The sequence below is a fragment of the Varunaivibrio sulfuroxidans genome, from assembly GCF_029318635.1.
Taxonomy (GTDB): Bacteria; Pseudomonadota; Alphaproteobacteria; order Rhodospirillales; family Magnetovibrionaceae; genus Varunaivibrio; species Varunaivibrio sulfuroxidans.
In genome coordinates this window covers 802,113-828,782 of the sequence record NZ_CP119676.1, presented here as the reverse complement: position 1 = coordinate 828,782, position 26,670 = coordinate 802,113, and the positions used below count along the sequence as shown (strand labels likewise).

The following is a 26,670-nucleotide window of genomic DNA, read 5'->3' as shown; positions in this document are numbered from 1 at the left end:
GCGCGCGGGCCCCCGCGGGAAAGCGCGGCGGGGACGGCGATCCGATAGGGCTATTTTTCGATAATGGGGATAGACGTTTGGGCGTCGTCCAGGGTGTTCGCGCCGCAAACGACGAAATCTTTTCGTGCGCACGCCAGGGCTTTTTCCCGTTCGCCCGGCGCGCCGCCGTGGCCGCTGAGGACATGAACGCCGCCGGCAAGCCCGGCGCCCCGCCCGGCCAACATGTCGATGGCGCGATCGCCGACGATCCACGAGGCGGATAAGTCGAGGTTCAACAGGCGGCGCGCCTTGAGCAGCATGGCGGGGCCGGGCTTGCGCGCCGGATGGTCCGTGGCGGTAAACGGCGGCTTGGCCTTGGCGTGGAAGGGGCAGGCGATCACGGCGTCGAAATGCGCCCCCCAGCCATTATCGAGGTTCTCGATGATCCGGGCCTGCACGGCGATGAAATCGTCCCAGCCGAAATAGCCATAGCCGATGCCGGCCTGATTGGTGACGACGACGACGGCGATACCCGCCGCGTTGGCCCGCGCGATGATCGCGCCCGCGTTTGACGTTAGGCGCACTTTTTCGGGGTCGTGTAGGTAATGCTCGTCCTCGACGATCACGCCGTCGCGATCGAGGAACAGTGCGGCACGGGGCGGACCGTCCGGCGTCGGGGTCAGGCGTTGCACCCAAACGCCGCCGTCCTCGAAGACGGCGCCCTCGGGCATGACGCTTGGGGCGGCGTCGGCGCGGACGGCGAAACGGGGATCGACGGGTGGGGGCGGAGCTGACATCACATGAGACTTTCGACTGAAGCGCGGGTTATTCCGCCTGAAGGATGTCGCGATAACCGTAGGTCGCGCCATTTTCCCACCGTTGCGGTTCCAGGGCGACGTTCAGCACGGCGCGGGCAAGGTCGTCGCCACGGGCGCCACGACCGCTGAGGACGCCGACGGTGCGTAGCAGGGGTTCGACCGGCCCCTCGTCCGTTTCGTCGTTTTCGGTCGTATCCTCGCCGTCGAAGGGGTCGGCGAAGCCGTGCGCGACCCCGCCGCCCGCGACCAAGGCGCGCAGCGCCGCGCCGCTCATCGCGGCATAGATATCGTCGTCACGAACTTCGTCGGGGGCGTCGATGACGACGATGAATAGGCCTCGATCGCTTTCGATCAGCGGTTCACGCAGTTCGCGCAACATCACGGCGGGGGCGAACACGGCGGAAAGTAGACCCTGCTTGAAGCGATCGGCGGGGATGTCCTCCAATCCCCCGGGGGGGATATAGCCCGAACAGCTGACGGCGATGTCGATTTTACCGCATTCCAGGGCGGTCGCCTCGACCTCGACCGGCTGGGTGACGTCGGCGACGGCGGTCTCCACCGGGACCGCGAAGTCCTGGCTGATCTGAAAGGCGGCCTTCGCCAGGGCGTCGGCGGAGCGGGCGGTCAGGAATAAAGAGGCGCCACCCGACGCCAGCATCCGCGCGACGGCCAATCCGACCCCGCCCGACGCGCCGCTGACAAACGCCCGGAGCGCGCTTAGGGGGCCCCTCATAACCGCACGCCTCGTTTGCGGGTGCGTTTTTGCGGCGTCAATATCGTGGGGCCTAGGGGGGCGGTGGTGTCCAGTGCGGGATAATCGCGGGTGTAATGCAGGCCGCGGCTTTCTTTGCGCGCCATCGCACAGCGCACGATCAGTTCGGCGCATTGTGTGAGGTTGCGCAGTTCGAGAAGGTCTCTATTGACGTGAAAATTGCCGTAATATTCGTGGATTTCGCTTTGTAGCAGGTCGATGCGGTGCTTCGCGCGTTCCAACCGCTTGTCGGTGCGCACGATGCCGACGTAATCCCACATGAAACGGCGCAGTTCATCCCAGTTGTGCGACAGCACCACTTCCTCGTCGGAATCGGTGACTTGGCTTTCATCCCAGGGCTTCAACTTAGCCGGGGCCGGGGCGGTCGCCAGCTTTGCGCGGATGTCGGCCCCGGCGGCGGCGGAAATCACCAGGCATTCGAGAAGTGAGTTGCTGGCCATGCGGTTGGCGCCATGCAATCCGGTGTAAGCGACCTCGCCGATGGCGTAGAGGTTTTCCAGGTCGGTATGCCCGTTGATGCCGCTTTTGACGCCGCCGCAGGTGTAGTGCGCCGCGGGGACGACGGGGATCGGTTCCTTGGTGATGTCGAAACCGTATTTCTTGCAGCGTTCGTAAACGGTCGGGAAGTGCTCCTCGATGAATTCCTTGGGCTTATGGCTGATGTCGAGAAAGACGCTGTCCAGGCCCAACCGTTTCATCTCGAAGTCGATCGCCCGGGCGACGACGTCGCGCGGGGCCAGTTCGGCGCGTTCGTGAAAGCGGTCCATGAAGCGGCTGCCGTCGGGCAGCAGCAGAACGCCACCCTCGCCGCGCACCGCCTCGGTAATCAGGAACGATTTCGCTTCCGGGTGGTACAGGCAGGTCGGGTGAAACTGGGTGAATTCCATGTTGGCGACGCGGCATCCCGCCCGCCACGCCATGGCGATGCCGTCCCCGGTACAGGTATCGGGGTTGGATGTGTACATATACACCTTGCTCGCCCCGCCGGTGGCGAGCACGACGAAGGGCGCGGCGAAGGTATCGACCTTGTCGGTGCGCTCGTTCAGGACGTAAGCGCCGATGCAGCGTTCGGGTCCACCATCGACGCCGGACTCGACGATCAGGTCGATGGCGTTGTGGTGTTCGAAGATTTGGATGTTAGGCTGCGCCAGGACCTGCTTTTCCAAGGTGAGTTCGATCGCTTTGCCGGTGGCGTCGGCGGCGTGAATGACCCGGCGATGGCTGTGTCCGCCCTCGCGGGTCAGGTGATAAAGGTTTTTGCCGTCGGGTTGGCGTTCCTTGGTGAAGCCGACGCCGTATCCGATCAGTTTTTCGATCGCCGCGCGCCCGTTCTCGACGATATAGCGCACGGTGGCTTCTTCGCACAATCCGGCCCCGGCGATCAGGGTGTCTTCGATGTGCGATTTGATGCTGTCGGTTTCGTCGAGGACGGCGGCGACCCCGCCCTGGGCGTAGAAGGTGCTGCCCTCGCTAAGAGGGCCTTTCGAGAGCACCGCGACGCGGGCGTGAGGGGCCAGTTCGAGGGCGAGGTTCAACCCCGCCGCCCCGCTGCCGATAATCAAGACGTCGAATTTGTGGGATTGTTTTTCAACCATGATCGTTTTTATAGGCGCTTTCGCCTTCCCCCGCCAATGCTTTACGCGCTTTCGTTCAGCGCCCAATCCAGACCGATATCGACCGCCGGGGCCGATTGCGTGATCCGGCCGACGGATATCGTCTGGACGCCGGTTTGTCCAATCGCGCGGATGGTGTCCAGGGTGACCCCGCCCGAGGCTTCCGAGCGCGCCGCGTCGCCGATCATGGCGACCGCCTCGCGAAGCTCGTCGAGCGTCATGTTGTCGAGCAAGATCGCGTCGGCCCCGGCGTCGAGGGCTTCGCGGACTTGGCCCAAGGTGTCGCATTCGACCTCGATTTCGCCGCGCCACGCCGCTTTCGCTCGGGTGACGGCCTCGGCGACGCCACGCGTCACGGCGAGATGGTTGTCCTTAATCAGCACCGCGTCGTCCAGGCCCATGCGGTGATTTTTAGCCCCCCCCATGCGGGCGGCGTATTTTTCCACCATGCGCAGGCCGGGGGTGGTCTTGCGGGTGTCGAGCAGCACCGCCCCGGTGCCCGCCAGGGCATCGACGTAGCGCCGCGTCAAGGTGGCGATCCCTGACAGATGCTGCAGCATGTTCAGGGCGGTGCGTTCGGCGCACAGCAGGGCGCGCGCGGGGCCTTCCAGGCGCGCCAGAACGTCCCCCGCGGGCGCCGCGTCGCCGTCGCGCGCAATCGCCGTCAAGGTGATCTCGGGGGAGACGGCATGGAAAATTTCCCGCGCGATCTCCAACCCGGCGACGACCATGTCCTCGCGGGCGGCCATGATACCGGAAAAATGCACGTCGGCGTCGATCACGGCGTTGGAGGTGACGTCGCCGCCGCCGACATCCTCCGCCAGCGCCCAGTGGATAACGCGCGCGAGAGTGGCGGCGTCGAGGCCGCCCAAATCCGCTTGGGTCATTTCAGGCCGCGTCCTGCGCGGGCGACTTGGCCGCGGGCGGCGACATCTCCAACATCCGTTTCAGCGGTTTTAAGGCGCGTAGGCGAAGGTCTTCGGGGATCACGATCTGCGGCGCTTCGTTGACCATCGCCAGATAAATCTTTTCCATGGTGTTCTTGGCCATGAACGGGCAATTGGCGCAATCGCACCCGCCGTCCGCGCCGGGCGCGGGGATGAAGGTTTTCTCGGGGGCGTCTTTTTCCATTTGGTGCATGATATGCGGTTCGGTGGCGATGATGAATTCTTGAGCCTCGGCATTCTTGACGAAGTCGAGAATCTTCCGCGTCGAGCCGACCGCGTCGGCGACCGAAAGAATACTTTCCGGGCACTCCGGGTGAGCGACGATCAACGCCTCGGGGTACTGGGTTTGCAGTTTGGTGATTTCGCGCGCCGAAAATTGCTCGTGGATAATGCACGACCCCGGCCACAAGGTCATTTCACGCCCGGTGATGCGCTGCATATAGGCCCCCAGGTGACGGTCGGGGGCGAACAAAATAGGCTTGTCCTCGGGCAGGGCGCGGACGATCGCCTCGGCGTTGGACGAGGTCACGATAACGTCCGAAAGGGCTTTGACCTCGGCCGAGCAGTTGATGTAGGTCACCGCGATATGATCGGGGTGCTGCTCGCGGAAGCGGCGAAAGGCGTCGGGCTGGCAAGAATCCTCAAGCGAGCAGCCGGCCTCGGCGTCGGGGATGACGACGGTTTTATCGGGGCTGAGGATTTTCGCCACCTCGCCCATGAAGCGCACGCCGCAAAACACGATCATGTCGGCGTCGGTGGCCGCCGCCTTGCGCGACAAATCGAGGGAATCGCCGACGAAATCGGCGATATCCTGAATTTCCCCCTCTTGATAATAATGGGCCAGGATGACGGCGTTCTTTTCCTCGCGCAGGCGTGCGATTTCAGCTTCGAGATCGATCAGGGGATCGAGCTTACTTTCCGTAAGTGCGTCTTTTCCCGGCATGGCGATGGTGTCGAACATGGCGTATCTCCCGAGGTTTTTGCTTTAGGTGGCGGCCTGTTACGCCGAGCGCCTTTATCAATTAAGTGAGTATGAGTTGCGTGCGCGACGACGCGCGATGAATATTATCAGCAGATGATTTAGTCCTACAATACCGATCCGGCAAGGCGGATATTCATGGCCCCGCCATGGGCGGCGGTATTTTTTTATCGATCGAGAGGTTTTTGCAATGCGTATCCTGGATGAGATGGCCTCATACGTTTCCGATATGAGGGACTGGCGGCGTGACATTCACGCTCACCCGGAAACCGCTTTCGAGGAACGGCGGACCTCCGACTTGGTGGCCGACAAGTTAACGGCGTTCGGTCTCGACGTGCACAAGGGATTGGGGAAAACCGGTGTCGTCGGCACGTTGCGCACCGGGCCGGGTCCGGCGATCGGTCTGCGCGCGGATATGGACGCCCTGTTCATCGACGAGCGCAACACCTTCTCTCACGTATCCCAAAATCCGGGGCGCATGCACGCCTGCGGTCACGACGGGCACACCGCGATGCTGCTGGGGGCGGCGCGCCATCTCGCTGAAACCCGCGCCTTTCGGGGGACCGTCCATTTTATCTTTCAGCCGGCGGAGGAAAACGAAGGCGGCGGACGCCTGATGGTCGAGGAAGGCCTGTTCGAAAAGTTCCCGATGGACATGGTATTCGCCCTACACAATTGGCCGGGGCGTCGGGCGGGCTCCTTCGCGGTCAAGCCCGGGGTGATGATGGCGTCGTCCGACAATTTTGAAATCACGCTGACCGGCAAGGGCGCGCACGGCGCGATGCCCCATCTGGGGACCGACCCGATCGTCGCCGGGGCGGCCATCGTCGGCGCGCTGCAGACCATCGCCAGCCGGGAAACCGACCCCTTGGACTCCACGGTGGTCAGCGTCACCTGTTTCAATAGCGGCGAGACCTGGAACGCGATTCCGGCCCAGGCTCGATTGAAGGGCACCGCGCGGGCGTTGTCGCCGGAAAGTCGCGACGCCCTCGAAGAGGCGATCGGTCGCATCGCCCGTTCGGTCGGTACGGCCCATGGCGTGGATGTCGATTGCGTCTATCACCGCCTTTATCCGCCGACCGTCAACAACGCCGAAGCGGCGGCGATCGCGGCGCGGGCGGCGGCGCGGATCGCCGGAGAGGCGGGGGTCGATCTCGACCCCAGAGCGAGCATGGGGGGTGAGGATTTTTCCTTCATGTTGCAGCAAAAAACGGGCTGCTACATCTGGCTGGGCAACGGTCCGGGAACCGGCGGGTGCACGCTGCACAACGCCCATTACGACTTTAACGACGACATCCTGGCGACCGGCGCCGCGTATTGGTGCGCGTTGGTGGATGAAATTTTGGGAGGTGCTTAGAGAAAAACCCGAAACCTCTTTCGAGACCCTTTAGGGGCAGGAAAATGCCTGCAACCCGGTCTGCGCGCGTCCAAGGATAAGGGCGTGAACATCGTGGGTCCCCTCGTAAGTGTTGACCGCTTCCAGGTTCATGACGTGGCGGATGACGTGGAATTCGTCGGCAATGCCGTTGCCGCCGTGCATGTCCCGCGCGGTGCGGGCGATGTCCAGCGCCTTGCCGCAGGAATTGCGCTTGATCAGGGAAATATTCTCCGGCGCGCAGCGCCCGTCGTCCATCAGCCGTCCGGCGCGCAGGCACCCTTGCAGGCCCAGGGCGATTTCGGTTTGCATGTCGGCGAGCTTTTTCTGCACCAGTTGGGTCGCCGCCAGGGGGCGCCCGAACTGGGTCCGGTCCAGGGTGTACTGGCGCGCCGCATGCCAGCAAAACTCGGCCGCGCCCAAGGCCCCCCAGGCGATGCCGAAGCGCGCCTTGTTGAGGCACCCGAAGGGACCCTTGAGGCCTTCTACGCCGGGCAGGATATTGGTTTCGGGAACGAATACGTCGTCCATCACGATCTCGCCGGTGATCGAGGCGCGCAGGGAAAATTTACCCTCGATCTTGGGCGCGCCGAGGCCCTCCATACCCTTATCCAGGATGAAGCCGCGGATCACGCCGTCCAGCTTCGCCCAGACGATGAAGACATCGGCGATCGGCGAATTGGTGATCCACATTTTCGATCCCGTAAGGCGGTATCCGCCATCGACCTTGGTGGCGCGGGTTTTCATCGCGGCCGGGTCGGAGCCGGCGTCCGGCTCGGTCAGACCGAAACAGCCGATCCATTCGCCACGCGCCAATTTGGGCAGGTACTTGTCTTTTTGTTCTTGCGTGCCGTAGGCGTAGATCGGATGCATAACGAGACTGGACTGCACGCTCATCGCCGAACGATAGCCGCTATCGACCCGCTCGACCTCGCGGGCGATCAGGCCGTAAGCGACATGGGAAACTCCGGCGCAGCCGTACTGTTCGGGCAGGGTCGCGCCGAGCAAACCCATTTCGCCCATTTCGCTCATGATTTCACGATGAAAAATTTCCCGGCGATTGGCCTCGACGATGCGACTCATGAGCCGATCCTGGGCGTAATTGTGGGCGCTGTCGCGTACCATGCGCTCGTCCTCGGTCAGTTGTTCGTCCAGGAAAAAGGGATCGTCCCATTGAAAACGAGGGCGTGTACTCATCGAAAGCTCCGGGTCTTGAGGTGATGGTGGGCGAAAGGCCGCGCTGCGGCGCACAAGCACTCTAGGTGGCGTCCCTCGCTACGGCAAGATTAAATGAGGCGATTTTTTTATGGGGTTAGGTCCTGACCCTAGTCCGAGGCGGAATTGGATTGGGGAGGGGGCGATGTGGTCTGATCTTGTAGGAAAGTATCGCTGGCGGTGATGCTGACGGCTGTCGAGGGCGTGCCGTCCCCGTTGTGACTGCGCGTGACGACATCAAGAACGATGCCGTCGGTCAACCACCATTTGAGCATACATACCTTGTTTCTGCCGGTGGCGTTTATTTTACAGTCGCTGGATGCCGAGCGCCCGTACTCTTTGGAAATATGGGCGATCACCTGATCCTCGCCCATGCCCTTGAAAGTATGTTCGAAACGTACTTGATAGGCGATGTTTCGCTCTTTTCGAGAAACGTAGCGAACGGTGTATAGACCGGAGTCGTCGGCAAAGGCGGCGACGGCCTCGCCATTGCGGTTTACGGCGATTTTCACCTCGGGGTGTTTGCGCTTGAGGTTATCCAAGGTATCGCCCAACCAGGCGTCCCCCATGTGAAAGGTATGTGCTTTTTGGGAACTTAACTGGGTGAAAAATTTTTCGGCCTCGTCGGGCGTCGAGGTAAAGGACATGGCGATGAAAAGACCCAAGGCGATGACGCTGACGGTGAGAAGTCCGATCAAGATCGAGATATCGACCTGGGCGCCTGTCGATCGCCGCTTCGTGGCGGAGGAACGTTTTGTGGACTGAACACGTGACGTCAACGACAAGTCCCTCGGGCTCACGCGGTGGGCCAAATCTAAAGTTAAAGATGTCAGGTCGCGCGGATAACGCGATAAGTGTAAACGATGGCGCGGCGCGTGCCGAATGAATAATTTTTAGCCCCCATTTTTTCAAGTGAACTCGATATTTGATGCCGCAAAATATAAATTTTTATATAAAAATCAATATGTTGATGAGTTAACGGCATGGTTTGCATGGCACGCTCGGTGGGGGGCTTAAAAGGGGATGGCTCTGGGTCGGTTTCGTTCGCCGCGTGAAGCTGGAATTTCATGGCTTCCAGATCACCTCTAACGGCGGGTTGCCCGCTTATCGGGAGCTTGAATATCTCCTCGGCTTGATAGAGGCAGCCGTACCGGTAAGAACGGATGGTACGGCATAACGTTGGAAAATGCGTCGATGGGTGCAAGTGCAAACGGCGTCACAGGGAATATGTTGATCGTTTCCGGCGGCATTATGCGGCATTATATGGTGGCGCTGCGTGCCGTCAGTGCGAATACCGCCGGGACGTTCTTGAACCTTGCGCCGTTGTTCGGGTTTGCCGGTGCGTTCGTATTTCTTGGCGAACGCTTGTTCATGCTTCAGTTCCTCGGCATCATGGTGACTGTTGCAGCGGTCACCATGATCGGTTTTGGCGGTCGGCAGACGGTCAAAGAAGGTTAGGCCCCATATGCACGGCCCAATAAGATTCGGTTTCCTTTATCATCAGGATCAATCCAATGACGAACGTTGCGCTAACGTCCGCCGAGTGGGCGGACTTCGTCGAACTTATGGGCGGGGAGCAAGGTGGGTGTGGGGGCTGTTGGTGCACGTGGTGGAGTTTGTCGCGGGCAAGCTGGACCCAACACTCCAAGGCACAAAGAAAAAACCTGTTGCACGATAGTGTCATCAATGGCCGATCGGTCGGCGTCTTGATGCGCGACGCTCACGAGGCCGAAGGGTGGTGCGCGGTTGCGCCAATGGCGGATTATCCCACCTTGCTGAGGTCGCCGGTAGCCTATCCCATTGACGATATGCCGACGTGGGTGATCAGCTGTTTGTTTATCAAGGCCCCATACCGAAGACAGGGCAAGATGAGCCAACTCATTCAAGGCGCAAGCGAATATGCGTTTGCACAAGGTGCGGCCGCGGTGGATGGATTTCCCCAAACAAGCGACGCCGAGGGAAAGCACGTTGATCGCTTCGTAGGGGTCGAAGGCAGTTTTATTAGGGCCGGGTTTCGACGCATCGAGGTGCGCGGCCCTCACCGCGTTGCGGTTCGAAAAGAGCGAGCGTAGTTTTTCATGGTATCGCCGGACGATCCGGCTTTAGACGATTTTATCGGAGGTTGTTTATCGTACGTTGCGAATATCCGCGACCCGCCGCGCATGTATGTTCATTTCGAATTGGGAATAAAAAAACTTCAGGTGAAGTTTCTTTGTCGGTTTTCGTGGAGGCGGTTGAGAAAACGCCGATATACGGCGATTGACAAGGAGGACGTCGTTATTGGGCGGCGGTGTCTCGACCGAGGTAGGCGCGCCGTACGGCGCTGTCGGCGCGTACGGCGGCGGGGGCGGCGCTGGCGAGAATTTTGCCGCTTTCCAGAACGCTGACGGTGTCGGCCAAGGAAAAAAGCGCATCCAAATCGTGTTCAACCAAGACAATTCCCCGGTGCGCCGAAAGGGCTTTGATCAGGGCGACGATGTTTTCGCTTTCTCCGGGGCCGAGGCCGGCCAGGGGTTCGTCGAGGAGAAGAAGCTTGGGCGCGCCCGTCAGCAACATGGCGATTTCAAGTTGGCGGCGTTCGCCGTGGCTCAGCGCGTCGCCGCGCGTTTCGGCGCGGGAACTCAGCTCGACGCCGCCCAGGGCCTCCAGCGCCCGCACCCGGGCGCGTTCCGGAGTGTGCGGGCGGGGTAAGATTCCGGCGCGCGCGGCTTCGTGGCGCAGTGCGCCAAGCCAGCAATTTTCAAGACAGGTGAGCGCGCCGAAGATGTTCGATTTTTGATAACTGCGCGCAATACCCAAGCGCGCCGTGCGGGCGACCCCAAAAGAGGTGATGTCGCGCCCTTGAAAGACAATGCGTCCCTGATGGGGTTTAAGATCGCCCGAAAGCAGATTGATCAGGGTTGATTTTCCCGCGCCGTTGGGGCCGATCAGGCCGTGCACCCCCGTGTCCGCGACCTCAAGGTTGACATCCTGGACGGCGTTCAACCCGCCGAAATGGCGGGTCAGCGCGCGCACCTGCAGGAGAGGGCGATGCGAAGGAGGCGGCGTCATGTACGTGGTTCCCGCGCGCGCCCAAACGGGGGAGTGAAAACGGCGGACAGTCCGCGTGAGCTCATCATTACGGTCAGCACGATCAAAAGACCCAGCGCCCCCTGCCAATGGGGGGTCAACTCGGAAAGAATATCCTGGCCGACGACCAGCGCCGCCGCTCCCAGCACCGGTCCGAACAGACTGCCCCGTCCGCCCAGGGCGACCATGATCAGGGCGAGGCCAGATTCGCGCCAATCCCCCAAGGCTGGGCTGACGTATTCGCCCTGGTAGGCGGCGATGATGCCGCCCAACCCGGCGAACGCGCCGGCGATGACGAAGGCCGCCAATTTATAGCCGTAGGTGGCGTAGCCCAGCGCCTGCATGCGGTGTTCGTTTTCCCGGATACCTTCGAGCACCCTGCCGAAGCGCGAACGCACGATCAGGGCGAGGACGATGAAACTGACCGCCAGTCCGCCCAGGCAGGCGTAATAAAACAGTTTCGGGTCAGCGAAATCGGCCACTATCGCACCGTTCCAGCGCAATTGCGGGCGCGCAAAAATCAGGAGACCGTCGGAACCGCCGAACGCGGGCCAATCGTGGAGGACGAAAAACACCATCTGCGCCAGCGCCAAGGTGACCATGATGAAATAGACCCCGCGCGTGCGTAGCGCGAACGCCCCCAGCAGCAGCGCCGCGAGCGCCGAGGCCCCAATGGCGGCAGGCACGATAACGAAAAAATCGGCGGCGGCGTATTCGGGGGCGAACATGGCGACGCCATAGGCGCCGATGGCGTAAAAGGCGGCGTGCCCGAAACTGACCAGCCCGCCGTAGCCGAGGATAAAGTCCAGGCTCATGGCGAAGATGGCCAAGGCGACGATCTTGACGCCGAGGACGCCGAGGTAAGCGTTGGGGCCAAAGGGAAGCAGGGCGAGAAGAAGAATAAAAATCGTCATGATCTTGAAGGCGCGGGAAAACGTACCGTTCATTGCAGTCCCCTGCCGAAAAGACCTTGGGGACGCCATAACAGGACCGCGGCCATCACCAGATACAATGAAAATTCGGCGACCTCGGGGAAGAACGCCTTTCCGAAGGCGTCGCTAAGGCCGACCAACATGGCGGCGATGAACGCACCCTTGATCGACCCCAGGCCGCCGATCACGGCGACGACGAAAGAGAGGATCAAAACATGTCCGCCCATCGCCGGGTACACGGTTTCGACCGGTGCGGCGATCATGCCGGAAAACGCCGCTAGGGCGACGCCGCCGCTGAACACCAGGGTAAATATTTTCCCCACGTCGATGCCCAAGACTTGGGCCATCTCCCGGTTGTCCACCCCGGCGCGAATGGTCATGCCGAGGCGGGTTTTTTGAACCAGGACATACAGACCGATGGCGATGCTTCCGGCGACCGCCGAAAGGAAAAGCCGATATACGGGGTAGGCTTGGGTGTCGCTTAAACGGATCGAGCCTTGCAGCAGGGCGGGCAGGGCGACGCTATGCACGTCATTGCCCCATGCCATGCGTTGCAGTTCACTAAGAATCAAAATCAAACCATAGGTCAAGAGCACTTGATCGAGATGGTCGCGCCGGTATAGGCGGGAGATGAAGACCCGTTCGATCAGGTAACCCGCCGCGACGGTGATCGGTGTGGCAAGGACGAGGGCGAGCGGGAAGCTCCCCGTTTTCAGGCTGAGCCAATAGGCAAGATAGGCGCCGATCATGTAAAAAGCGCCGTGCGCCAGGTTGATCACCCCCATGACGCCGAAAATTAGCGTCAAGCCACTGGCGGTCAAAAACAGGAGCAGACCGTATTGCACTCCGTTCAGGGCTTGGATGAGATAAAAAGGCAGTTCCATGGCGCTTGTCGCGGCGAACTTGGCGGAGGAAAAATTCCCTCAACCGAGTCGGCAACGTCCTCCGGGGTCTTCCAGGGCCTTCACGGCGGTCGCGATGACCACGTTTTTACCGCCTTCGACCCGGCGCAGGTAAAAATCCTGGATCGGGTTGTGGTTTTTCGACATTCGCCACGGCCCGCGGGGGCTGTCGTTCATCACCGATCCCGCTAGGGTTGCGGTTAATTCCGCGGTGTCGCCGGTGTCGCCGTCAAGGCTCGCCATCGCCTGGGCGATCAGGGCGGCGCTATCATATCCTTGCATGGCGAAAACGGTGGCCGTTTCGGATGTGACTTTTCGGTAGGCCTTCATGAAGGCGATATTGGCGGGAGTATTCAACGTGTCGGCCCAGTGCATGGTGCTGACGATACCCTCGGCGGCGGTTCCTTGGGCCTCTAGCGTGCCTTCGGTGACGAACGCGCCGTATAGTGGGATGGTATCCTTCAGGCCCGCCCCGGCGTAATCCTTGACGAACTTGACCGCCCCGCCGCCACTGAAAAAGACCATCACCGCGTCGGGCTTCAGCGCCGCGATCCGGGTCAAGTGGGCCTGAAATTCGGTATTTGGGAAATCGACCAGGATTTGCGCGATCGGCGCGCCGCCACCGGCCTTTTCATAGCCCTCGACGAAGGCCTCGATGATCTGTTTGCCCGCGGCGTAATTCCAGGTCATGGTAACCACCCGTTTATGCCCGCGTTTGACCAGTTCCGCGCCCATCGGATATCCGGCCTGCCAATTGCTGAACGAGGCGCGGAAGATGTTTTGGGCGCAGGCTTCGCGGGTCAGCGCGTTGGCCCCCGCGTTCGGGATGATCATCATGGTTTTCGGTGATTTGCGCATGACCTTGGTCATCGCCATGGCGACCCCGGAATGCACCGGGCCGACGATGAAATCGACACCTTTGCCGGCGACCAGCCGCGCGGCGTTGCCGATCGCCTTGGACGGCGCGGCCTCGCTGTCCACCGTGATCAGTTCGACGGGGCGCCCGCCCAGTCGGTTGCCTTCTTCGGCCAAGCGCAATTTAAAGCCGTTGGTGATATCGCCCCCCAATTTGGCGTAGACGCCCGAGTAGGGCAGCATCATGCCAACCTTAAGCGGCGTGTTCCCGCCGATGGCGAACGCCGACGGCGCGAAGGTCGTGGCCGCGGCGAGCCCACCCGCGGCGGTCAGGAAGCACCGTCGTGTGAGGGGGCTGCGCGGGCGGCCGTCGGTGACGGCGGTGCGGTGTTTCATGGTGAAGATATCCCCTACGAACGGTTGCGATGTCCCGGCGCCGTGTGGGCGGTGCGCGCCCCCCCTTGCCGTTTTGTCGGTCCTCGGCCTATGATCCGCCGACCATAGAAATTCAATTCCGGCATGTCATCCCCTAAACGCACCGGGCGCGTTCGCCCGGTGTCACAAAGGGAAACGAGAGAGAGCGAAAGCATCATGACGTCATATTTAAGCGCCGATGACCTTAAGAAAAAATTGCAATATATCAAGGTGTTGTCGCTAGATGTGGATGGTGTTTTAACCGACGGCGGGATGTATTTCGACGATCACGGCGGTCAGATGCGTAAATTTAACGTCAAGGACGGCATGGGCATAAAGCTGGTTCAGCGCGCCGGAATCGAGGTTTGCATCATTACCGCCAGCACGACGCCGTCGATCCGTCACCGGGCCGAATCGCTGGGCATCGAGCGTGCTTATCTCGGTGTTCGTGATAAGTTGGGCACGCTTCGTGAAATTTGCGCGAAATTGGGCGTCACGCTCGATCAGGTGGCCCACATCGGCGACGATATCAACGACGTCGATGTGTTGCGCGCGGTCGGCTTGCCGCTCACCGTCAACGACGCCGTCGCGGCGGTGAACGCCGTCGCGCGCTACGTCGTCCCCAGGTCCGGTGGGCAGGGGGCGGTGCGTTACGTTTGCGATCTGCTGGTCGAGGTACAAGATGCCGATCCAACGTTCCTTGGCAAGGGGGACGCCTGAGACGAGGGAATTCTCCGGCCGGACTTGGCTCCTCCGGCGCCGCTGTAAGGACAGAACCCGATGCGTAACGTTTTTCATACCGTCGCCCTGCTCGCCATGATGACGGCCCTATTGGCGGCGGTCGGCTGGTTCCTGTCGGGGGTGGAAGGCGTGGTGTTGATCGTCGCCATGGGGTGGGTGATCCTGGCTTTTGGCCAGAACGTTTCGCCAAAGATGCTGCTGCACGCGATCGGGGCCTACCGTCTCGACGCCGAGGACTTGCCGCCGTTGGGGGAACTGATCGGCGAACTGGCGCGCCGCGCCCACCTGGGCCGGATTCCGCGCATTTACTTGGTCGAAAGCCAGATCATGCAGGCTTTCACCCTGGGGGGGGACCCGCGCGAGGCGACGATCGTGCTCACCGACGCCCTGGTGAAGACAATGACGATTCGCGAGCTTGCCGGGGTTCTCGCTCATGAAGTCAGTCACATCCGCCATGGCGATTTGAAAATTTTGGGACTGGCCGATCTGGTGACGCGGATGACGCGCAGCCTGTCTTTTCTGGGGGTTTTGTTTTTGCTGTTGAACATTCCCCTAGCGGTGTCCGGGGCGGCGCCCGGCGGTTATGTGCCGCTCCCGGTGTTGCTGCTCTTGGTCGGCGCGCCACTGTTGAGCCTGTTGATGCAACTCGGCCTGTCGCGGGTACGCGAGTTTGACGCCGACATCGGCGCGGTGGCTTTGAGCGGCGATCCGATCGGTTTGGCGCACGCCTTGGAGAAGCTCGAAATTCAGCAGGAAGACCTTTGGCGGCGGATGTTTCTGCCGCGCCGTCCGGGGATGGACCCTTCGTTGTTACGCACCCATCCGGCGACGCAGGCGCGAATCGAGCGGCTTCTGGCGATACCCGTGGACAGCCCGCCGCTGCCGGCGCGCTTTCTGAGTGACGACATCCATGCCGCCCAATGGGAAGGGTTGCTCAGGGCGCCCATTCGCTGGTTTCTGCGTTGGTGGCGTTGAATGCGTTCCGAGGTCGCGTCTCAACCACCCTGCCAGCGAGAGACGGCGGGATGATCGATGCCGAAATGATCGAGCGCGCGCCCCACGCTTTGGCGGACGATGTCGGCGATACGCGTGGGGCGATGGTAAAAGGCGGGCATCGGAGGCAGGATCAGCGCGCCTAAGTCGCTGGCGCGCACCATCAGTTCCAGATGGCCCTTGTGCAGCGGCGTTTCGCGCACCATCAGGACCAGCGGGCGACGCTCCTTCAAGGTGACGTCGGCGGCGCGGATCAACAGATTTTGGCTGTATGAATGGGCGATACCCGACAGGGTCTTGATCGAACACGGGGCGATGAGCATGCCGCGGGTGCGGAACGAGCCGCTGGCGATCGACGCGCCGATATCTTTGATGTTGTGAACCACGTCGGCGAGGCCGCGCAGTTCGTCCAGGCCGACATCGCTTTCGATCGCCAGGGTGCGCACGCCGGCTTCGCTAATCACCAGATGTGTCGGCACCTTCATGTCTTTCAACGCTTTTAGCGCCTCGATGGCGTAGATAACGCCCGTGGCGCCGGAAATGCCGACGATAAGAGGAAGGCTCATGATGTGATCCCGAGTGTGATTTTGGTTTGCGCCGTCGTTCGGCGAGAAAAGTTTCTCGGATCATGGCGTGAGCCGAGCCTTCTTGGCAAGACCATCGTGCGCCCGGATAGGAGACGGGGTCCTGTCTTCGGAGAGATCCGACATGGGCGTTGCCGCCGCGTCCCGTTCGGGGGTATAGATGAACCATGTGTATTGATGGTCTTCATCGTCGGGGGTTGGCGTTGGTCGTATTGACCGTGGCGCTTGCGCTTGCGGGGTGCGCGGCGAGTGCGCCGTACGTCTACCGGAGCGGGGAATTCGATCGCACGCGCCCGGATTATGGTCAAAGTATCACTGACCGGAGGCAGGTGACGATTTGTTATTCCAGTCTGGACAGCACGCCCCAACAGGTCGCGGCGCTGGCCCATGCGCAGTGCGCGAAATTTTCCAAGGCGATCCGTTATATCAAGCACGATTACACGCTTTGCCCGTTAGCCACGCCGGTCGCCGCCGTGTTCGCCTGCGTGAAAAAGCGATAAAATTTCCGGTCTCGTGATGTTGGAGGATTGGGCGAAATGGTCATTCAGACGATCGTCGCCGGAGCCATCGCTTATAGCGCCGTGGTCGGGATCATGTGGGCGCTGCAACGCCGGTTGATGTACAATCCCGACACCACCGCGTCCTCGCGGCGACAGGGCGGGGTGCCCGAGATGGACGAAGTGACGATAACGGGTGACGACGGTCTCGTCCTGGTGTCGTGGTACCGCCCGGCCCCGCGCGCGGTGGCGCCGACGGTGGTTTATTTTCAAGGGAACGCGGGTAATCTGACCGAACGCGGCGATAAGGTTCGCCCCTACCTGGATCGCGCCATGGGGGTCCTTCTGGTGGGCTATCGGGGGTATGGCGCCAATCCGGGTCGCCCATCGGAAAAAGGTTTGTACGTGGATGCGCGCGCGGCGCTGAATTTTCTCAGTCGCGAGGGTATCCCCCCGGCCCGGTGGGTGATTTACGGCGAATCCCTAGGCACGGGGATCGCTGTCCAAATGGCTTGGGAATACGCCGCCAAGGGCGCCCCCGTGGGGTGCGTGGTTCTGGAGGCGCCTTTTACCTCGATGGGGGATGCAGGCCGCCATCGCTACCCCTTTTTACCGGTCAAGACGTTGGCGCGCGACCGTTATGACAGCCTTTCCAAAATTGCTCGAATCGATACCCCGTTGTGTGTCGTGCATGGCACGGCGGACCCGACGGTGCCCGTGGGACAGGGGCGCGCGGTGTTCGCCGCGGCCCTGCCGCCCAAGGAAGCGTTGTGGGTCGAGGGCGGGAAACACAGTGATCTTTATGATTTCAACGTCCAGATCGGCATCGTGGATTTTATTAAAAAATATTTAAATTCAAAGAGTTGACTTGGTTTCGTTCAACAAGATTCGAAATCCTTTGGGCCGGACCAGCGAGGGGAGGGGGTGCGTTGGTCGCTGTCGCTGCGTCGGGGCAAAATTTTAAATTGGAGGTGAGGTGAGGTAAAATATAACGATCACAGTATCTTGTCGTATTTTATAGTTTATTTTTAAACAAACTTAAGTATTATTTAACCATAATGTCCGTCGAAAGGGAGATGTCCTGTTTTTGGGGGTTTTTCGAGCAATATGATGCCGGCGTGACTATATCTGGTGTAAGGTCTGGGCAACCGGACGAAGCGCGGGGTGGGCGGTTCGCTTCTTTGCGAGGCGAAGGCGGCCCATGCCCGGCGGGGTTTTTATAGTCGGAGAGCGCGCGTCTTTTGAGGCGCGGCGAAACAAAGGCCATGAATCAGGCGGCACGAGTTTCATCGGGTTCGAACGTCGCCGGCGGAATACCCGCCGGGCGGGTGGGGTTGCGTGGCCCGGCGACATCGTCGCAGGAACGGGTAGAAGGCCTGAAAAGTCATGACGGACCCCATCTCAATGACGCGGAATACCAATTTCAGTTCGTCGAGAAAAAAGGCGAGGAACGGGCGGCTGGGGATAAACATTCACGGCGCAGGCCGGGAATTTTGTTTCAAACGCCGAGCGCGACCTTCGCCGCCATTTTAGGGACGATCGACGAGCATGAAGGCCTCCATGGCGGCGCGGCCGTGAGGGGCGTGAAGTCGTTTGGGGGATTGCTCGCCCGCGCCATTTCCGCCTACGAAAAAACGGCCCACGTGATCGGCGCAGCGGCGGCGGGACCGGCCCATACGGTGCGCATCTCCCTCTAGGGCCAGGACCTAATTTTGCGTTCTGTGATTGTCGTCACTGGTGATGCGCCGGGTATCGGGCATACTACCCTGTCGGTTCCCGTCGTGAGTGTGGGGATGTCATGAGCCGGGATTCATGGCGGCTTTGGTGCGGCTTTGGTGCGGCTTTGGTGCGGCTTTGGTGCGGCTTTGGTGCGGCTTTGGGTACGGTGGATTGCGGTGATCTCGAATATTTTTTCTTCGGCAGTTTCCGGTCTTCAATTGAATGCGCAGCGCGTTGGCGCGGCGGCGGACAACATCGCCAACGCCAATACCGCGGGCTATAAGGCGGTGCGCCTTGAGGCCAAGACGGTGACGACGAGACAAAGCCCGACGGCCTATGCGCCGGGCGGCGTGCAGAGCGCGCCGCGCACTCAGGCCTCCATTCAAGGTTTGTTACAGGCGACGCCCGACGCCACCGACCTCGCGTTGTCGGGGCCGGGATACTTCACCGTCGCCCGCGCGGGCGCGGGCGGGCTTGGCTATACTCGTTCGGGGGCGTTCTCCCTTGCCGCCGACGGCACTTTGAAAAACGTATCGGGTCAGACCTTATTAGGCTATCCGCTTGACGGGGCGGGGAAGCCGACTTCCGACACCCCGGCCCCGGTGCATGTCGGCGGGCGGGGTCTGGATGCGCGGGCGACGGAAAACCTCGCGCTCAGCGCTAATCTTCCGGCCAACGCGCCGAACGGCCAAAGTCATGACGTCAATGTTCAACTGACCGATTCTCAGGGCAACGCTTTGAACGCGACCCTCAATTTCAAGCAGGAGGGGGCGAACACCTATCGTCTTTCCATCGGCGCGATCAGCGACGGCGTCAGTGGGGGCGCGGTGAGCACCGCGCAACTGGGCGGCGCCGGTGGCGGGGCTTATACGGTCGGTGTGCACTTCAATGCCGACGGCGCTCTGGCCGGGTTCGACACCACCGGCGACGGTGCGGTCGATACGACAAGCGCGCCCAATCTTTTCGCTACTTCCTTGAGCACCGGAGGGGCCGATCTTAATGTCGCCCTAAATCTAGGGAAAAGCGGCGGCCTCAACGGCCTTACGCAGTTTGCCGGGAACTTTCAGATCGGGGCGATTAGCGCCGATGGGGGCAAACCCGCGGCGGCGCGGGGTGTTCTGGTCGCATCCGACGGCACCGTCAGCGCCCAATACGCCAATGGCGACAGCCGCCCCCTCTATCGCGTCGCGGTCGCAACGTTCGCCAATCCTTCGGGGCTTGAGGCGCAAACCGGCAATGTTTATATCGCGACCCAGGCCTCGGGCGCGCCGCTTGCGCGGACGGCGGGACAAGGCGGGGCCGGAACGATCGCCGGGGGCGCGCTTGAGGCCTCGAACGTGGACATCGCGCGTCAATTTGTCGATCTGATCGTCGCCGAAACCGCGTACACGGCGAATGTCAAAACGATCCAGGCCGCCGGCGACATCACCCGCAGCCTTTTGAACGTCCGGGCGTAACGCCGTCGGACGAGAATCCTCTTGCGGAAGGGGCGCGTTAATACTTTTTTGCCTTAATCGCAATACCCTGAACGGGCCGTTGAAAGCGTGTCGTTCGGGATCGTATACTTGTCGCCATTGGCGGGCGGACTTTCGTCGGTGTATGTCCTCCTTCCCGTGGGAAGAGGGGCGCGGAGAGGGATGGCTGTTGGACTTATGGGCGAGGAAACGGAACGCATGGCATTTGCCGTTGACACGACTTTTGATGTGGCCTTTTGGTTCGCCGATACGGCTTTGAATCAAAACGAATATCTTGCCCCGCAAAAGATGCAGAGGCTGCTCTATTTGGCTCAGGCCTACTATGCGGTGGTGCATCGCGGAAAAAAACTGATGCCGGCGGTTTTCGTCGCCGATGAAATGGGGCCGATCGAACCGACCGTCTATAGGGCCTTCATGAAGGGGCGTCCCGATGTCGAGGTCGATATTTTTTTACCCGATCAGGTGGAAAAATTTCTGGACGGAATTTGGAAAAAATTTGGACACTTATCGGTTGAACACCTAAATCGCCTTATTAACGACAACAACGCGTATGGTTTGGCCTTGCGCAAGGGGCGGCGAACGGAAATACCCTTGGACGCCATGCGTTCCAGCTTTCAAAATGCGTCGAATAAGAAAAAAAGGGAACATCCGGGTTTAGGAAAGAAGATCATGGTCACCCAACATGGCGCGCCCGTTTCCGTGCAATCATGGGTTCCGGGCGCCAAACCCGTGGACGCCGATTGAACTGCAGGGGGGGCTCTCCTTAGTCTCCTTTTAGTCTCCTTCTTTCCTGTTTTTCGGGTTGCAGTCGTATGCATCTGGGCTACACTCCCCGGCCAGGGAGTATCCCCCGGCGGGGGTGAGTGTGTTTTGGCTTCGATACGTCGCGCCGCGCCGGGAACATAAATGGGGTGATCGTAAACTCGCTGCGGGCAACGGCCGGTGGCTAATTCACAGGGAGGATTAAATGAAATCCAGACAGTTCGTCGGCGCCGCTGCGCTTGGCGCAGCGGCTATTGCCTTGACGTTGGGCGTGACCAGTCAGGCGTATGCCGCCAGCGACACGATTACGCTGGGCGCCGCCGTTTCGATGACGGGGAAATATTCCACCAACGGAAAAAATACCAAGAACGGTTACGATTTGGCCGTCAAACTCATCAATGATCACGGCGGCGTTAAGATCGCGGGAAAAACCTATAAAATCGCCGTCAAGTACTATGACGACGAATCGACTCCCGCCCGTGGCACCCAATTGGCCGAACGCTTGATCCAGCAGGACGGCGTGCGTTACATGCTTGGGCCGTACAGCTCCGGTCTGACCAAGGCGATGGCGCCGGTCGCCGAAAATAACGGCGTGCCGATGGTCGAGGCCAACGGCGCATCCAACAGCCTGTTCACAAAGGGTTACAAGTACCTGTTCGCCGTCCTTTCAACCTCGGATAAGTACCTACAATCGGCGGTCAGCTTGGCCGGCGAGGTCAACAAGGGTAAAACCGTGAGGATTGCCGGGGTCTTTCAAAACGATCCGTTCTCCCAGGATATCCGCAACGGTGTGTTGGCCGACGCCAAGCGCATCGGCGCGAAGATGGTCATCGACGACAAGCTGCCGCCCGAACTGAACGACATGACGGCGACCTTGATCAAGGTGAAGGCCTTGAAGCCCGATCTCTTGGTCGTGTCCGGTCACGACAAAGGTGCGGCGTTGGCGATCCGCCAACTGTCGGACATGCGCATCAATGTTCCGATGCTGGCGATGACCCACTGTGATTCGGCGGACATCATCGGCAAATTCGGCAAGGCCGCCGAATACACGCTGTGCGCTTCGCAATGGGATCGCACCCTGAGTTATAAGGATCCGCTTTTCGGAACCGCCGAAGATTTTGCGAAGCTGTTCGAAAAGACATACGGCTATGCTCCGCCTTATCAGGCCGCCGAGTCCGCCGCCGCGGTGCTGGTCTACAAGGACGCGTTCGAACGCGCCAACTCGCTTGACCAGAAAAAGGTGCGCGACGCCCTGGCCGCAACCGATATGGAGACGTTCTACGGTAAGGTGAAGTTCAACGCCGAAGGCGAGAATATCGCCAAACCCATGGTCCTGTTCCAGGTTCAAGACGGCCAGTATAAGGTTGTCGCCCCCGCCAAGTGGGCCGCCGCCAAACTGCGCTGGCCGACGCCGGTGTGGAGCAAGCGCTAAGTATCCACAAATTCGAAATCCGCCCCACGTGACAGTGGGGCGGGTTTTATTTTTTAGGGAACACGTCGTATTCCATGTTGAGCAATATTCAAATCCTGTTCGACGCCCCCCTTCTTTTCGTTGATCTGATGGTCAACGGTTTGTTGATCGGTGCGATCTTCGCCCTTGTCGCTTTCGGCATGGCGCTGGTCTGGGGTGTCATGAACATCATCAATATCGTCCAGGGCGAATTCGTCATGCTGGGCGGCTTCATCACCCTGGTGGTCATGAATAAACTGGGGCTTCACCCCTTGTTCGGAATTCCGATTTCCGCCGTGGTTCTTTACGGCGTCGGTTGGGCGCTCTATCACACGGTGATTTTCCGGGTCGTTGACAAGGACATGTTCATATCGATCTTGGCCACGTTCGGCTTGTCGATTTTGATAGCCCAATTGTCCAATCAGATCTTCGGCGCCGATGTGCGCACCGCCGATGCCGGATTGCCGACGTTGTTGTTTTTCAACGGTATGGTTTCGGTGTCCGCGATTAAGCTGATCGCCTTCATCCTCGCCCTGGTGACGGGTTTGGGTCTCTGGCTATTCCTCAAAAAATCGCGCCTTGGTCAAGCCATCCGCGCGACGGCGCAAAATCCCCGCGCGGCGAGAATCTTGGGAATCGACACCAACCGGGTTTACGCCGCGACCTATGGCATTAACGCCGCCATTTGCGGGGCCGTCGGCAGTTTGGTCGTGATGGCGTGGGCCATTCAACCCTACATCGGGCTGCCGTATACGGTGCGTTCGTTCATGGTTGTCATCGTCGCCGGGCTCGGAAATTTGCCGGGCGTCATCGTCGCCGGGCTGGGATTGGGGGCCGTCGAAAACTTGGCGGGGTTCGTTTTCGGCGCTGAATTCCAAATTGCCTTCGTCTTTAGTCTGATGGTCGTGATTTTGGTGTGGCGCAATTTTAAGCTGAAAAGAAGACGGGAATACTTGAAATGATCGCAAAACGTAACAATCCTCTTCTTTTTGCGGCAATTTTGGCGGTGTCCATCGCCGCTCCGTTGCTTTTCCCCGATTACCGCACCCAGTTGGCCTTGTTGTGGTTGATGGTCATATTCGCTATGACCTGGGACATCATGGGCGGGCAAATGGGGTATAACTCCTTTGGCAATATCCTTTTCTTCGGTATCGGCATGTACGCCTGCGCGGTTCTCCAACGTGATTCGGGATTGAGCTATTTTTCCGCATTGGCGCTGGGTGTTGTGCTCGCCGGGGCGCTGGGTATCGTGACCGCGATATTTTTCGGCGCGGGCATTCTTGGTCTAAGAGGACATTATTTCGCCATCGGTAGTCTGGGGCTGGCCATCGCCGCGGGTGAAATCGCGGGCGGCATCGATTATATCGGCGCCGGGTCGGGCATGACGACGCCGTTGTTCCCCGGGCGAAGCGAGGCGGGGGGACTGTTCTTTTATTTCTTCTTCTTCGTCTTGGCTACGATCACATTTTTCACCCTGAGGAAGCTCTACGAAGGGCGATTTGGCCTCGCGATCAACGCCATTCGCGATGACGAAGACAAGGCCGAGGCGATGGGCATCCGCACCACGCGCTTCAAGACCACGGCCTGGGCCGTTTCCGCCTTTTTCTTGGGCATGGCCGGGGCCGGAGCGGGCAACTTGTTCAAGTTTATCGACCCCCTCGACGTCGCCTTCGCCGGTTCGACCTATGGCGTGTGGATGATCCTGATGGCGATCCTGGGCGGTAAGGGAACGCTGTGGGGACCGGTCATCGGCGCGGTCATTTTCCATATCACCCAGGAACTGTTTTGGACCTATTTGTTGGGCTGGCAGCGGGTGGCGTTGGGCTTGCTGATCGTGATTATCGTCGTCTTCTTCCCCCAGGGGATTTTGGGTTGGATGCGCGAGCGCTGGCCCGAACGTTTCGGCCAGAAAATCGACGAAGCCACCCGGACATCGGGAGGTGCGGCATGAGCGAAGCGCTTCTTAGGGTCGAGAACGTCAGCAAATCGTTCGGCGGCGTTATCGCCAACCACGCCATCTCTATCGAGGTTCCCGACGGCGCCATCGTCGGCTTGATCGGCCCCAACGGGTCGGGCAAGACGACGTTGTTCAATTCTATCGTCGGCTACCATCCCATCGATGAAGGCTCGATCCGTTTTCGCGGACGGGAAATTTCCAAGCTTTTGGTGCCGCAAATCGCCCGGCAGGGGCTATTGCGGACCTTCCAGCAAACCCGAATTTATGGGCAGATGACCTGCGTGCAAAATATGTTGATCAGCATGCCGCAACGTTCGAGCAGTCTTTCCGCCATGTTCGGCGGCTTTCCCGAAGGCGCCATGGACAAGGTTGACGCCCTGCTGGAATTTGTTGGTTTGTATTCCAAGCGGACTCTGTTTGCCGGCGATTTGTCGTTCGGGCAGCAAAAGTTGTTGGAGTTCGCCATGGCGTTGATGAACGAACCGAAGCTTCTTTTGCTCGACGAGCCGACGGCGGGCATCAATCCAACCTTGATCAACGGTCTGATCGATCGCTTGAAAAAAGCCAATGAGGAATTCGGCATTACCCTTTTGGTGATCGAACACAACATGCGCGTGATCATGAACCTGGCGGAACATCTGTATTGTCTGGCCCACGGCGAAATGCTGGCCAGCGGCACGCCTGTGGAAGTTCAAGACGACGAACGCGTTATCGCCGCGTATCTTGGCGCGCACTGAGGAGAGATCGATGAGCGATACGCAAGACAAACAAGATAAGAAAGAGAAAATTAGCGGCTATGGCTTGGGCAGCGTGGATACCGTTCTGTCGGTGGACGACGTCGCCCGGCAGGCGCAGAAGCTGTCCGAAAGCGCCCCTAAGCTCGAAGTCCTCGAAGATTTGGTTGGCGACAAGGCGTTTCTCGCTCTCGACGGTCTGGTCGCGGGCTATGGAAAGATGGAGATTCTTCACGGCGTCGATCTGCGCGTGGGGGCCGGTCAGTCGTTATGCTTGATCGGGCCCAACGGGGCCGGGAAATCCACCGTTCTGCATTCCATCTACGGCTTCACCAACATCACCGGTGGCACGATCAAGGTGCAGGACAAGGATGTCACCCGCCTGTCGCCCAACGACAAGCTGAAGAACGCGGGGATCGCCTATATCCTGCAAGATAATTCGGTCTTTCCCGATATGACGGTGGAAGAAAACCTGCTGATGGGGGGCTTCCTGAAGAACCGTCCGGCCGAGGCCCATGCCGCCGCCGAACGGGTTTTTACGAAATACAGCCGCCTGAGCGCGCGGCGCGGTCAACGGGCTGGGGTGCTTTCGGGGGGCGAACGCCGCCTTCTTGAGATTTCCCGGGCGTTGATCATGGATCCGGACATCCTGCTGGTGGACGAACCGTCGATCGGCCTCGAACCGCGCTTCATCGACATGGTGTTCGAAATTCTCGAAGACCTGCAAAAAAGCGAAGGCAAAACCATCGTCATGGTCGAACAGAACGCCAAAAAGGGCCTCGAATTCGCCGATATCGGCTATGTCCTGGTTTCCGGTGAATTGGCGATGGCCGACAAGGGCGACGCCCTCTTGGAAAACCCCGAGGTGGCGCGCCTGTTTTTGGGTGGGTGATCCTGGGTGGATTATGAAAGACTGAAAGCGGGAGAGCGTCGATAGGCGTCTCCCGCTTTTTTATGCGTGCGCCTATTCGTGATGATCATGAACACGCGCGGTTTTCAGCGCCGCCTGCGCGCGTTGCGTCTTTCCTTCGCGGTAAACGACATAGACACCGGCGGCGACGACCAGCAAGGCGCCGATCCAGACGCCCAACGTGGGGATATCCCCCCAAAAGACATACCCGAATACGGTGGCCCAGAAAAGCGCGGTGTAGTCGAACGGCGAGACCACGGCCACGGGGGCGCGGCTATAGGCGTAAACGAGGGAAAAATGGGCGCCGGTGGTGATGATCCCAAGCCCCATCATCCACGCCAGATCGCGCACCGATGGCGGGGTCCAGTACCCGGGCAGTAACGTCCCCATGACGACGATATCTCCCAGCAGCATGTAAAAGACCAAGGACAGGGTATTTTCCGTGCGCGATAGCAAACGGTTCAAAATCATCGCCAGGGCATAGAGCACCACGGCGAACAGAACCAGGATGATGCCGGGGCTGATCGCCCCGCTTCCCGGATGGGCGATCAAGATCATACCGGCGAAGCCCAGTCCGATCGCAGCCCAGCGCCGGGGGCCGACGCGCTCGCCCAGGAAGGGGACGCTGAGCGCGGTCGAAATCAAAGGGGCAGCGTAATAAACGGCGGTGGCGTCGGCGAGGGGGACGGTGCGCAGCGCAAGATAAAATAGGCTGACCTCGCTGACCCCGATGATCACCCTGAGGACGTGCATCATCGGGCGTTTCGTGGCGAGTCGCCTCGGGCCGCCCGATCTTAAAACCCAGACGCCAATTAGGATGATCGACAGCGTGGCGCGCAGAAAAATAATCTGGACCACGGAGTAATGGCCGACCAGCGCCTTGGAGGCCGCGTCGCTGAGCGAAAACATGAAGATCGCCAGGGTGATCGCAAGGATCGCGCGGGCGTTTTGGGATGTGGGGACGGCAGGCATGACGCA

At 60.3% G+C, this 26,670-nt stretch carries 29 protein-coding genes; 15 read left to right on the top strand and 14 right to left on the bottom strand.

Annotated features, from left to right (window positions below; all coding sequences use genetic code 11):
• Positions 1–50 precede the first annotated feature (50 nt).
• The 5 genes from P3M64_RS03835 to nadA are packed head-to-tail and all read right to left on the bottom strand — an operon-like array spanning position 51 to position 5,090.
• On the bottom strand, positions 51–776 hold the full coding sequence (locus P3M64_RS03835; RefSeq protein ID WP_165886224.1) for a D-glycero-alpha-D-manno-heptose-1,7-bisphosphate 7-phosphatase: 726 nt from the start codon (positions 774–776) through the stop codon (positions 51–53).
• Between the two features lie 28 nt (positions 777–804).
• Positions 805–1,530, bottom strand: coding sequence for an SDR family NAD(P)-dependent oxidoreductase (locus tag P3M64_RS03830; protein ID WP_132938013.1), 726 nt, complete (start codon positions 1,528–1,530; stop codon positions 805–807).
• Positions 1,527–3,164, bottom strand: a complete 1,638-nt coding sequence (gene nadB / locus P3M64_RS03825; RefSeq protein WP_132938014.1) for an L-aspartate oxidase — start codon at positions 3,162–3,164, stop codon at positions 1,527–1,529. The genes P3M64_RS03830 and nadB overlap by 4 nt, the downstream gene beginning before the upstream one ends.
• Before the next feature lie 41 nt (positions 3,165–3,205).
• On the bottom strand, positions 3,206–4,069 hold the full coding sequence (gene nadC / locus P3M64_RS03820; protein ID WP_132938015.1) for a carboxylating nicotinate-nucleotide diphosphorylase: 864 nt from the start codon (positions 4,067–4,069) through the stop codon (positions 3,206–3,208).
• A gap of 1 nt (position 4,070) precedes the next feature.
• A complete protein-coding gene (nadA, locus tag P3M64_RS03815) occupies positions 4,071–5,090 on the bottom strand; it encodes a quinolinate synthase NadA (protein WP_132938016.1) in 1,020 nt (339 codons plus the stop codon).
• A gap of 208 nt (positions 5,091–5,298) precedes the next feature.
• Here nadA and P3M64_RS03810 point away from each other — a divergent pair, with 208 nt between their 5' ends.
• Entirely contained in the window at positions 5,299–6,465 is a 1,167-nt protein-coding gene (locus tag P3M64_RS03810) for a M20 aminoacylase family protein (RefSeq protein WP_132938017.1), read from the top strand.
• A 30-nt stretch (positions 6,466–6,495) separates the two neighbouring features.
• Here the strand turns inward: P3M64_RS03810 and P3M64_RS03805 are convergent, their stop codons facing one another.
• From P3M64_RS03805 to P3M64_RS03795, 3 genes are all read right to left on the bottom strand, one after another.
• A complete protein-coding gene (locus tag P3M64_RS03805; RefSeq protein WP_132938018.1) occupies positions 6,496–7,680 on the bottom strand; it encodes an acyl-CoA dehydrogenase in 1,185 nt (394 codons plus the stop codon).
• Between the two features lie 128 nt (positions 7,681–7,808).
• Complete coding sequence (locus P3M64_RS03800) at positions 7,809–8,477, bottom strand: hypothetical protein (RefSeq protein WP_132938019.1); 669 nt, start codon at positions 8,475–8,477, stop codon at positions 7,809–7,811.
• A gap of 50 nt (positions 8,478–8,527) precedes the next feature.
• Positions 8,528–8,767 carry a hypothetical protein gene (locus P3M64_RS03795; protein WP_132938020.1) on the bottom strand — a complete coding sequence of 80 codons (240 nt, stop codon included), beginning with the start codon at positions 8,765–8,767 and terminating at the stop codon, positions 8,528–8,530.
• A gap of 125 nt (positions 8,768–8,892) precedes the next feature.
• Between P3M64_RS03795 and P3M64_RS03790 the strand changes: the two genes are divergently transcribed.
• Both P3M64_RS03790 and P3M64_RS14405 read left to right on the top strand, forming a co-directional pair.
• Positions 8,893–9,156, top strand: coding sequence for an EamA family transporter (locus P3M64_RS03790; RefSeq protein WP_132938021.1), 264 nt, complete (start codon positions 8,893–8,895; stop codon positions 9,154–9,156).
• 56 nt (positions 9,157–9,212) lie between these two features.
• Positions 9,213–9,770 carry a GNAT family N-acetyltransferase gene (locus tag P3M64_RS14405; RefSeq protein ID WP_407702165.1) on the top strand — a complete coding sequence of 186 codons (558 nt, stop codon included), beginning with the start codon at positions 9,213–9,215 and terminating at the stop codon, positions 9,768–9,770.
• A 205-nt stretch (positions 9,771–9,975) separates the two neighbouring features.
• On the opposite strand, the gene P3M64_RS03785 is transcribed toward P3M64_RS14405, so the two are convergent.
• From P3M64_RS03785 to P3M64_RS03770, 4 genes are read right to left on the bottom strand one after another with little or no spacing between them, the layout of a single operon-like run.
• The gene (locus P3M64_RS03785; protein WP_132938022.1) at positions 9,976–10,749 is read right to left on the bottom strand and encodes an ABC transporter ATP-binding protein; all 774 of its coding nucleotides are present in this window, start codon (positions 10,747–10,749) and stop codon (positions 9,976–9,978) included.
• Positions 10,746–11,714 (bottom strand): branched-chain amino acid ABC transporter permease, encoded by a 969-nt coding sequence (locus tag P3M64_RS03780; RefSeq protein ID WP_165886226.1) that lies wholly within the window; start codon positions 11,712–11,714, stop codon positions 10,746–10,748. The genes P3M64_RS03785 and P3M64_RS03780 overlap by 4 nt, the downstream gene beginning before the upstream one ends.
• Positions 11,711–12,583 (bottom strand): branched-chain amino acid ABC transporter permease, encoded by an 873-nt coding sequence (locus P3M64_RS03775; RefSeq protein WP_132938024.1) that lies wholly within the window; start codon positions 12,581–12,583, stop codon positions 11,711–11,713. The genes P3M64_RS03780 and P3M64_RS03775 overlap by 4 nt, the downstream gene beginning before the upstream one ends.
• Positions 12,584–12,622: 39 nt before the next feature.
• Positions 12,623–13,852, bottom strand: a complete 1,230-nt coding sequence (locus tag P3M64_RS03770) for an ABC transporter substrate-binding protein (protein ID WP_132938025.1) — start codon at positions 13,850–13,852, stop codon at positions 12,623–12,625.
• 195 nt (positions 13,853–14,047) lie between these two features.
• On the opposite strand from P3M64_RS03770, the gene P3M64_RS03765 reads away from it, so the two are divergent.
• On the top strand, positions 14,048–14,590 hold the full coding sequence (locus P3M64_RS03765) for a KdsC family phosphatase (RefSeq protein WP_132938026.1): 543 nt from the start codon (positions 14,048–14,050) through the stop codon (positions 14,588–14,590).
• A gap of 60 nt (positions 14,591–14,650) precedes the next feature.
• Positions 14,651–15,586, top strand: coding sequence for a zinc metalloprotease HtpX (locus P3M64_RS03760; RefSeq protein WP_132938027.1), 936 nt, complete (start codon positions 14,651–14,653; stop codon positions 15,584–15,586).
• A gap of 20 nt (positions 15,587–15,606) precedes the next feature.
• Here P3M64_RS03760 and P3M64_RS03755 read toward each other — a convergent pair whose 3' ends face one another.
• On the bottom strand, positions 15,607–16,170 hold the full coding sequence (locus P3M64_RS03755; RefSeq protein ID WP_132938028.1) for a UbiX family flavin prenyltransferase: 564 nt from the start codon (positions 16,168–16,170) through the stop codon (positions 15,607–15,609).
• Between the two features lie 185 nt (positions 16,171–16,355).
• Between P3M64_RS03755 and P3M64_RS03750 the strand changes: the two genes are divergently transcribed.
• The 10 genes from P3M64_RS03750 (at position 16,356) to P3M64_RS03705 (ending at position 25,674) form a co-directional block, all read left to right on the top strand.
• Positions 16,356–16,688, top strand: coding sequence for a hypothetical protein (locus P3M64_RS03750; RefSeq protein ID WP_132938029.1), 333 nt, complete (start codon positions 16,356–16,358; stop codon positions 16,686–16,688).
• Positions 16,689–16,724: 36 nt separating this feature from the next.
• Positions 16,725–17,552, top strand: a complete 828-nt coding sequence (locus tag P3M64_RS03745; protein ID WP_132938030.1) for an alpha/beta hydrolase — start codon at positions 16,725–16,727, stop codon at positions 17,550–17,552.
• A gap of 398 nt (positions 17,553–17,950) precedes the next feature.
• Entirely contained in the window at positions 17,951–18,382 is a 432-nt protein-coding gene (locus P3M64_RS03740; RefSeq protein ID WP_132938031.1) for a hypothetical protein, read from the top strand.
• A gap of 198 nt (positions 18,383–18,580) precedes the next feature.
• Positions 18,581–19,861 (top strand): flagellar hook-basal body complex protein, encoded by a 1,281-nt coding sequence (locus P3M64_RS03735; protein ID WP_165886227.1) that lies wholly within the window; start codon positions 18,581–18,583, stop codon positions 19,859–19,861.
• 216 nt (positions 19,862–20,077) lie between these two features.
• On the top strand, positions 20,078–20,623 hold the full coding sequence (locus P3M64_RS03730; RefSeq protein ID WP_132938033.1) for a Panacea domain-containing protein: 546 nt from the start codon (positions 20,078–20,080) through the stop codon (positions 20,621–20,623).
• 223 nt (positions 20,624–20,846) lie between these two features.
• Complete coding sequence (locus tag P3M64_RS03725; protein WP_132938034.1) at positions 20,847–22,073, top strand: amino acid ABC transporter substrate-binding protein; 1,227 nt, start codon at positions 20,847–20,849, stop codon at positions 22,071–22,073.
• Positions 22,074–22,147: 74 nt separating this feature from the next.
• Positions 22,148–23,053 (top strand): branched-chain amino acid ABC transporter permease, encoded by a 906-nt coding sequence (locus tag P3M64_RS03720; RefSeq protein WP_132938035.1) that lies wholly within the window; start codon positions 22,148–22,150, stop codon positions 23,051–23,053.
• Complete coding sequence (locus P3M64_RS03715) at positions 23,050–24,042, top strand: branched-chain amino acid ABC transporter permease (RefSeq protein ID WP_132938036.1); 993 nt, start codon at positions 23,050–23,052, stop codon at positions 24,040–24,042. Before P3M64_RS03720 ends, P3M64_RS03715 begins: the two co-directional genes overlap by 4 nt.
• A complete protein-coding gene (locus P3M64_RS03710) occupies positions 24,039–24,785 on the top strand; it encodes an ABC transporter ATP-binding protein (RefSeq protein WP_132938037.1) in 747 nt (248 codons plus the stop codon). The genes P3M64_RS03715 and P3M64_RS03710 overlap by 4 nt, the downstream gene beginning before the upstream one ends.
• A 10-nt stretch (positions 24,786–24,795) precedes the next feature.
• Positions 24,796–25,674 carry an ABC transporter ATP-binding protein gene (locus tag P3M64_RS03705; protein WP_132938038.1) on the top strand — a complete coding sequence of 293 codons (879 nt, stop codon included), beginning with the start codon at positions 24,796–24,798 and terminating at the stop codon, positions 25,672–25,674.
• Positions 25,675–25,746: 72 nt separating this feature from the next.
• Here P3M64_RS03705 and P3M64_RS03700 read toward each other — a convergent pair whose 3' ends face one another.
• Positions 25,747–26,664 carry a DMT family transporter gene (locus P3M64_RS03700; protein WP_132938039.1) on the bottom strand — a complete coding sequence of 306 codons (918 nt, stop codon included), beginning with the start codon at positions 26,662–26,664 and terminating at the stop codon, positions 25,747–25,749.
• Positions 26,665–26,670 lie beyond the last annotated feature (6 nt).

Excerpts from the sequence above, each read along its gene's own strand:
- P3M64_RS03805 (WP_132938018.1), bottom strand. The coding sequence starts at position 7,680 with ATGAGTACACGCCCTCGTTTTCAATGGGACGATCCCTTTTTCCTGGAC.
- P3M64_RS03725 (WP_132938034.1), top strand. The coding sequence starts at position 20,847 with ATGAAATCCAGACAGTTCGTCGGCGCCGCTGCGCTTGGCGCAGCGGCT.
- P3M64_RS03720 (WP_132938035.1), top strand. The coding sequence starts at position 22,148 with ATGTTGAGCAATATTCAAATCCTGTTCGACGCCCCCCTTCTTTTCGTT.
- P3M64_RS03715 (WP_132938036.1), top strand. The coding sequence starts at position 23,050 with ATGATCGCAAAACGTAACAATCCTCTTCTTTTTGCGGCAATTTTGGCG.
- P3M64_RS03705 (WP_132938038.1), top strand. The coding sequence starts at position 24,796 with ATGAGCGATACGCAAGACAAACAAGATAAGAAAGAGAAAATTAGCGGC.
- P3M64_RS03760 (WP_132938027.1), top strand. The coding sequence starts at position 14,651 with ATGCGTAACGTTTTTCATACCGTCGCCCTGCTCGCCATGATGACGGCC.
- P3M64_RS03710 (WP_132938037.1), top strand. The coding sequence starts at position 24,039 with ATGAGCGAAGCGCTTCTTAGGGTCGAGAACGTCAGCAAATCGTTCGGC.
- P3M64_RS03740 (WP_132938031.1), top strand. The coding sequence starts at position 17,951 with ATGAATCAGGCGGCACGAGTTTCATCGGGTTCGAACGTCGCCGGCGGA.
- P3M64_RS03835 (WP_165886224.1), bottom strand. The coding sequence starts at position 776 with ATGTCAGCTCCGCCCCCACCCGTCGATCCCCGTTTCGCCGTCCGCGCC.
- P3M64_RS03730 (WP_132938033.1), top strand. The coding sequence starts at position 20,078 with ATGGCATTTGCCGTTGACACGACTTTTGATGTGGCCTTTTGGTTCGCC.
- P3M64_RS14405 (WP_407702165.1), top strand. The coding sequence starts at position 9,213 with ATGACGAACGTTGCGCTAACGTCCGCCGAGTGGGCGGACTTCGTCGAA.
- P3M64_RS03795 (WP_132938020.1), bottom strand. The coding sequence starts at position 8,767 with ATGAAATTCCAGCTTCACGCGGCGAACGAAACCGACCCAGAGCCATCC.
- P3M64_RS03700 (WP_132938039.1), bottom strand. The coding sequence starts at position 26,664 with ATGCCTGCCGTCCCCACATCCCAAAACGCCCGCGCGATCCTTGCGATC.
- P3M64_RS03770 (WP_132938025.1), bottom strand. The coding sequence starts at position 13,852 with ATGAAACACCGCACCGCCGTCACCGACGGCCGCCCGCGCAGCCCCCTC.
- nadA (WP_132938016.1), bottom strand. The coding sequence starts at position 5,090 with ATGTTCGACACCATCGCCATGCCGGGAAAAGACGCACTTACGGAAAGT.
- nadC (WP_132938015.1), bottom strand. The coding sequence starts at position 4,069 with ATGACCCAAGCGGATTTGGGCGGCCTCGACGCCGCCACTCTCGCGCGC.
- P3M64_RS03775 (WP_132938024.1), bottom strand. The coding sequence starts at position 12,583 with ATGGAACTGCCTTTTTATCTCATCCAAGCCCTGAACGGAGTGCAATAC.
- P3M64_RS03830 (WP_132938013.1), bottom strand. The coding sequence starts at position 1,530 with ATGAGGGGCCCCCTAAGCGCGCTCCGGGCGTTTGTCAGCGGCGCGTCG.
- P3M64_RS03790 (WP_132938021.1), top strand. The coding sequence starts at position 8,893 with ATGGGTGCAAGTGCAAACGGCGTCACAGGGAATATGTTGATCGTTTCC.
- P3M64_RS03745 (WP_132938030.1), top strand. The coding sequence starts at position 16,725 with ATGGTCATTCAGACGATCGTCGCCGGAGCCATCGCTTATAGCGCCGTG.
- P3M64_RS03785 (WP_132938022.1), bottom strand. The coding sequence starts at position 10,749 with ATGACGCCGCCTCCTTCGCATCGCCCTCTCCTGCAGGTGCGCGCGCTG.
- P3M64_RS03780 (WP_165886226.1), bottom strand. The coding sequence starts at position 11,714 with ATGAACGGTACGTTTTCCCGCGCCTTCAAGATCATGACGATTTTTATT.
- P3M64_RS03765 (WP_132938026.1), top strand. The coding sequence starts at position 14,048 with ATGACGTCATATTTAAGCGCCGATGACCTTAAGAAAAAATTGCAATAT.
- P3M64_RS03750 (WP_132938029.1), top strand. The coding sequence starts at position 16,356 with ATGTGTATTGATGGTCTTCATCGTCGGGGGTTGGCGTTGGTCGTATTG.
- P3M64_RS03810 (WP_132938017.1), top strand. The coding sequence starts at position 5,299 with ATGCGTATCCTGGATGAGATGGCCTCATACGTTTCCGATATGAGGGAC.
- nadB (WP_132938014.1), bottom strand. The coding sequence starts at position 3,164 with ATGGTTGAAAAACAATCCCACAAATTCGACGTCTTGATTATCGGCAGC.
- P3M64_RS03755 (WP_132938028.1), bottom strand. The coding sequence starts at position 16,170 with ATGAGCCTTCCTCTTATCGTCGGCATTTCCGGCGCCACGGGCGTTATC.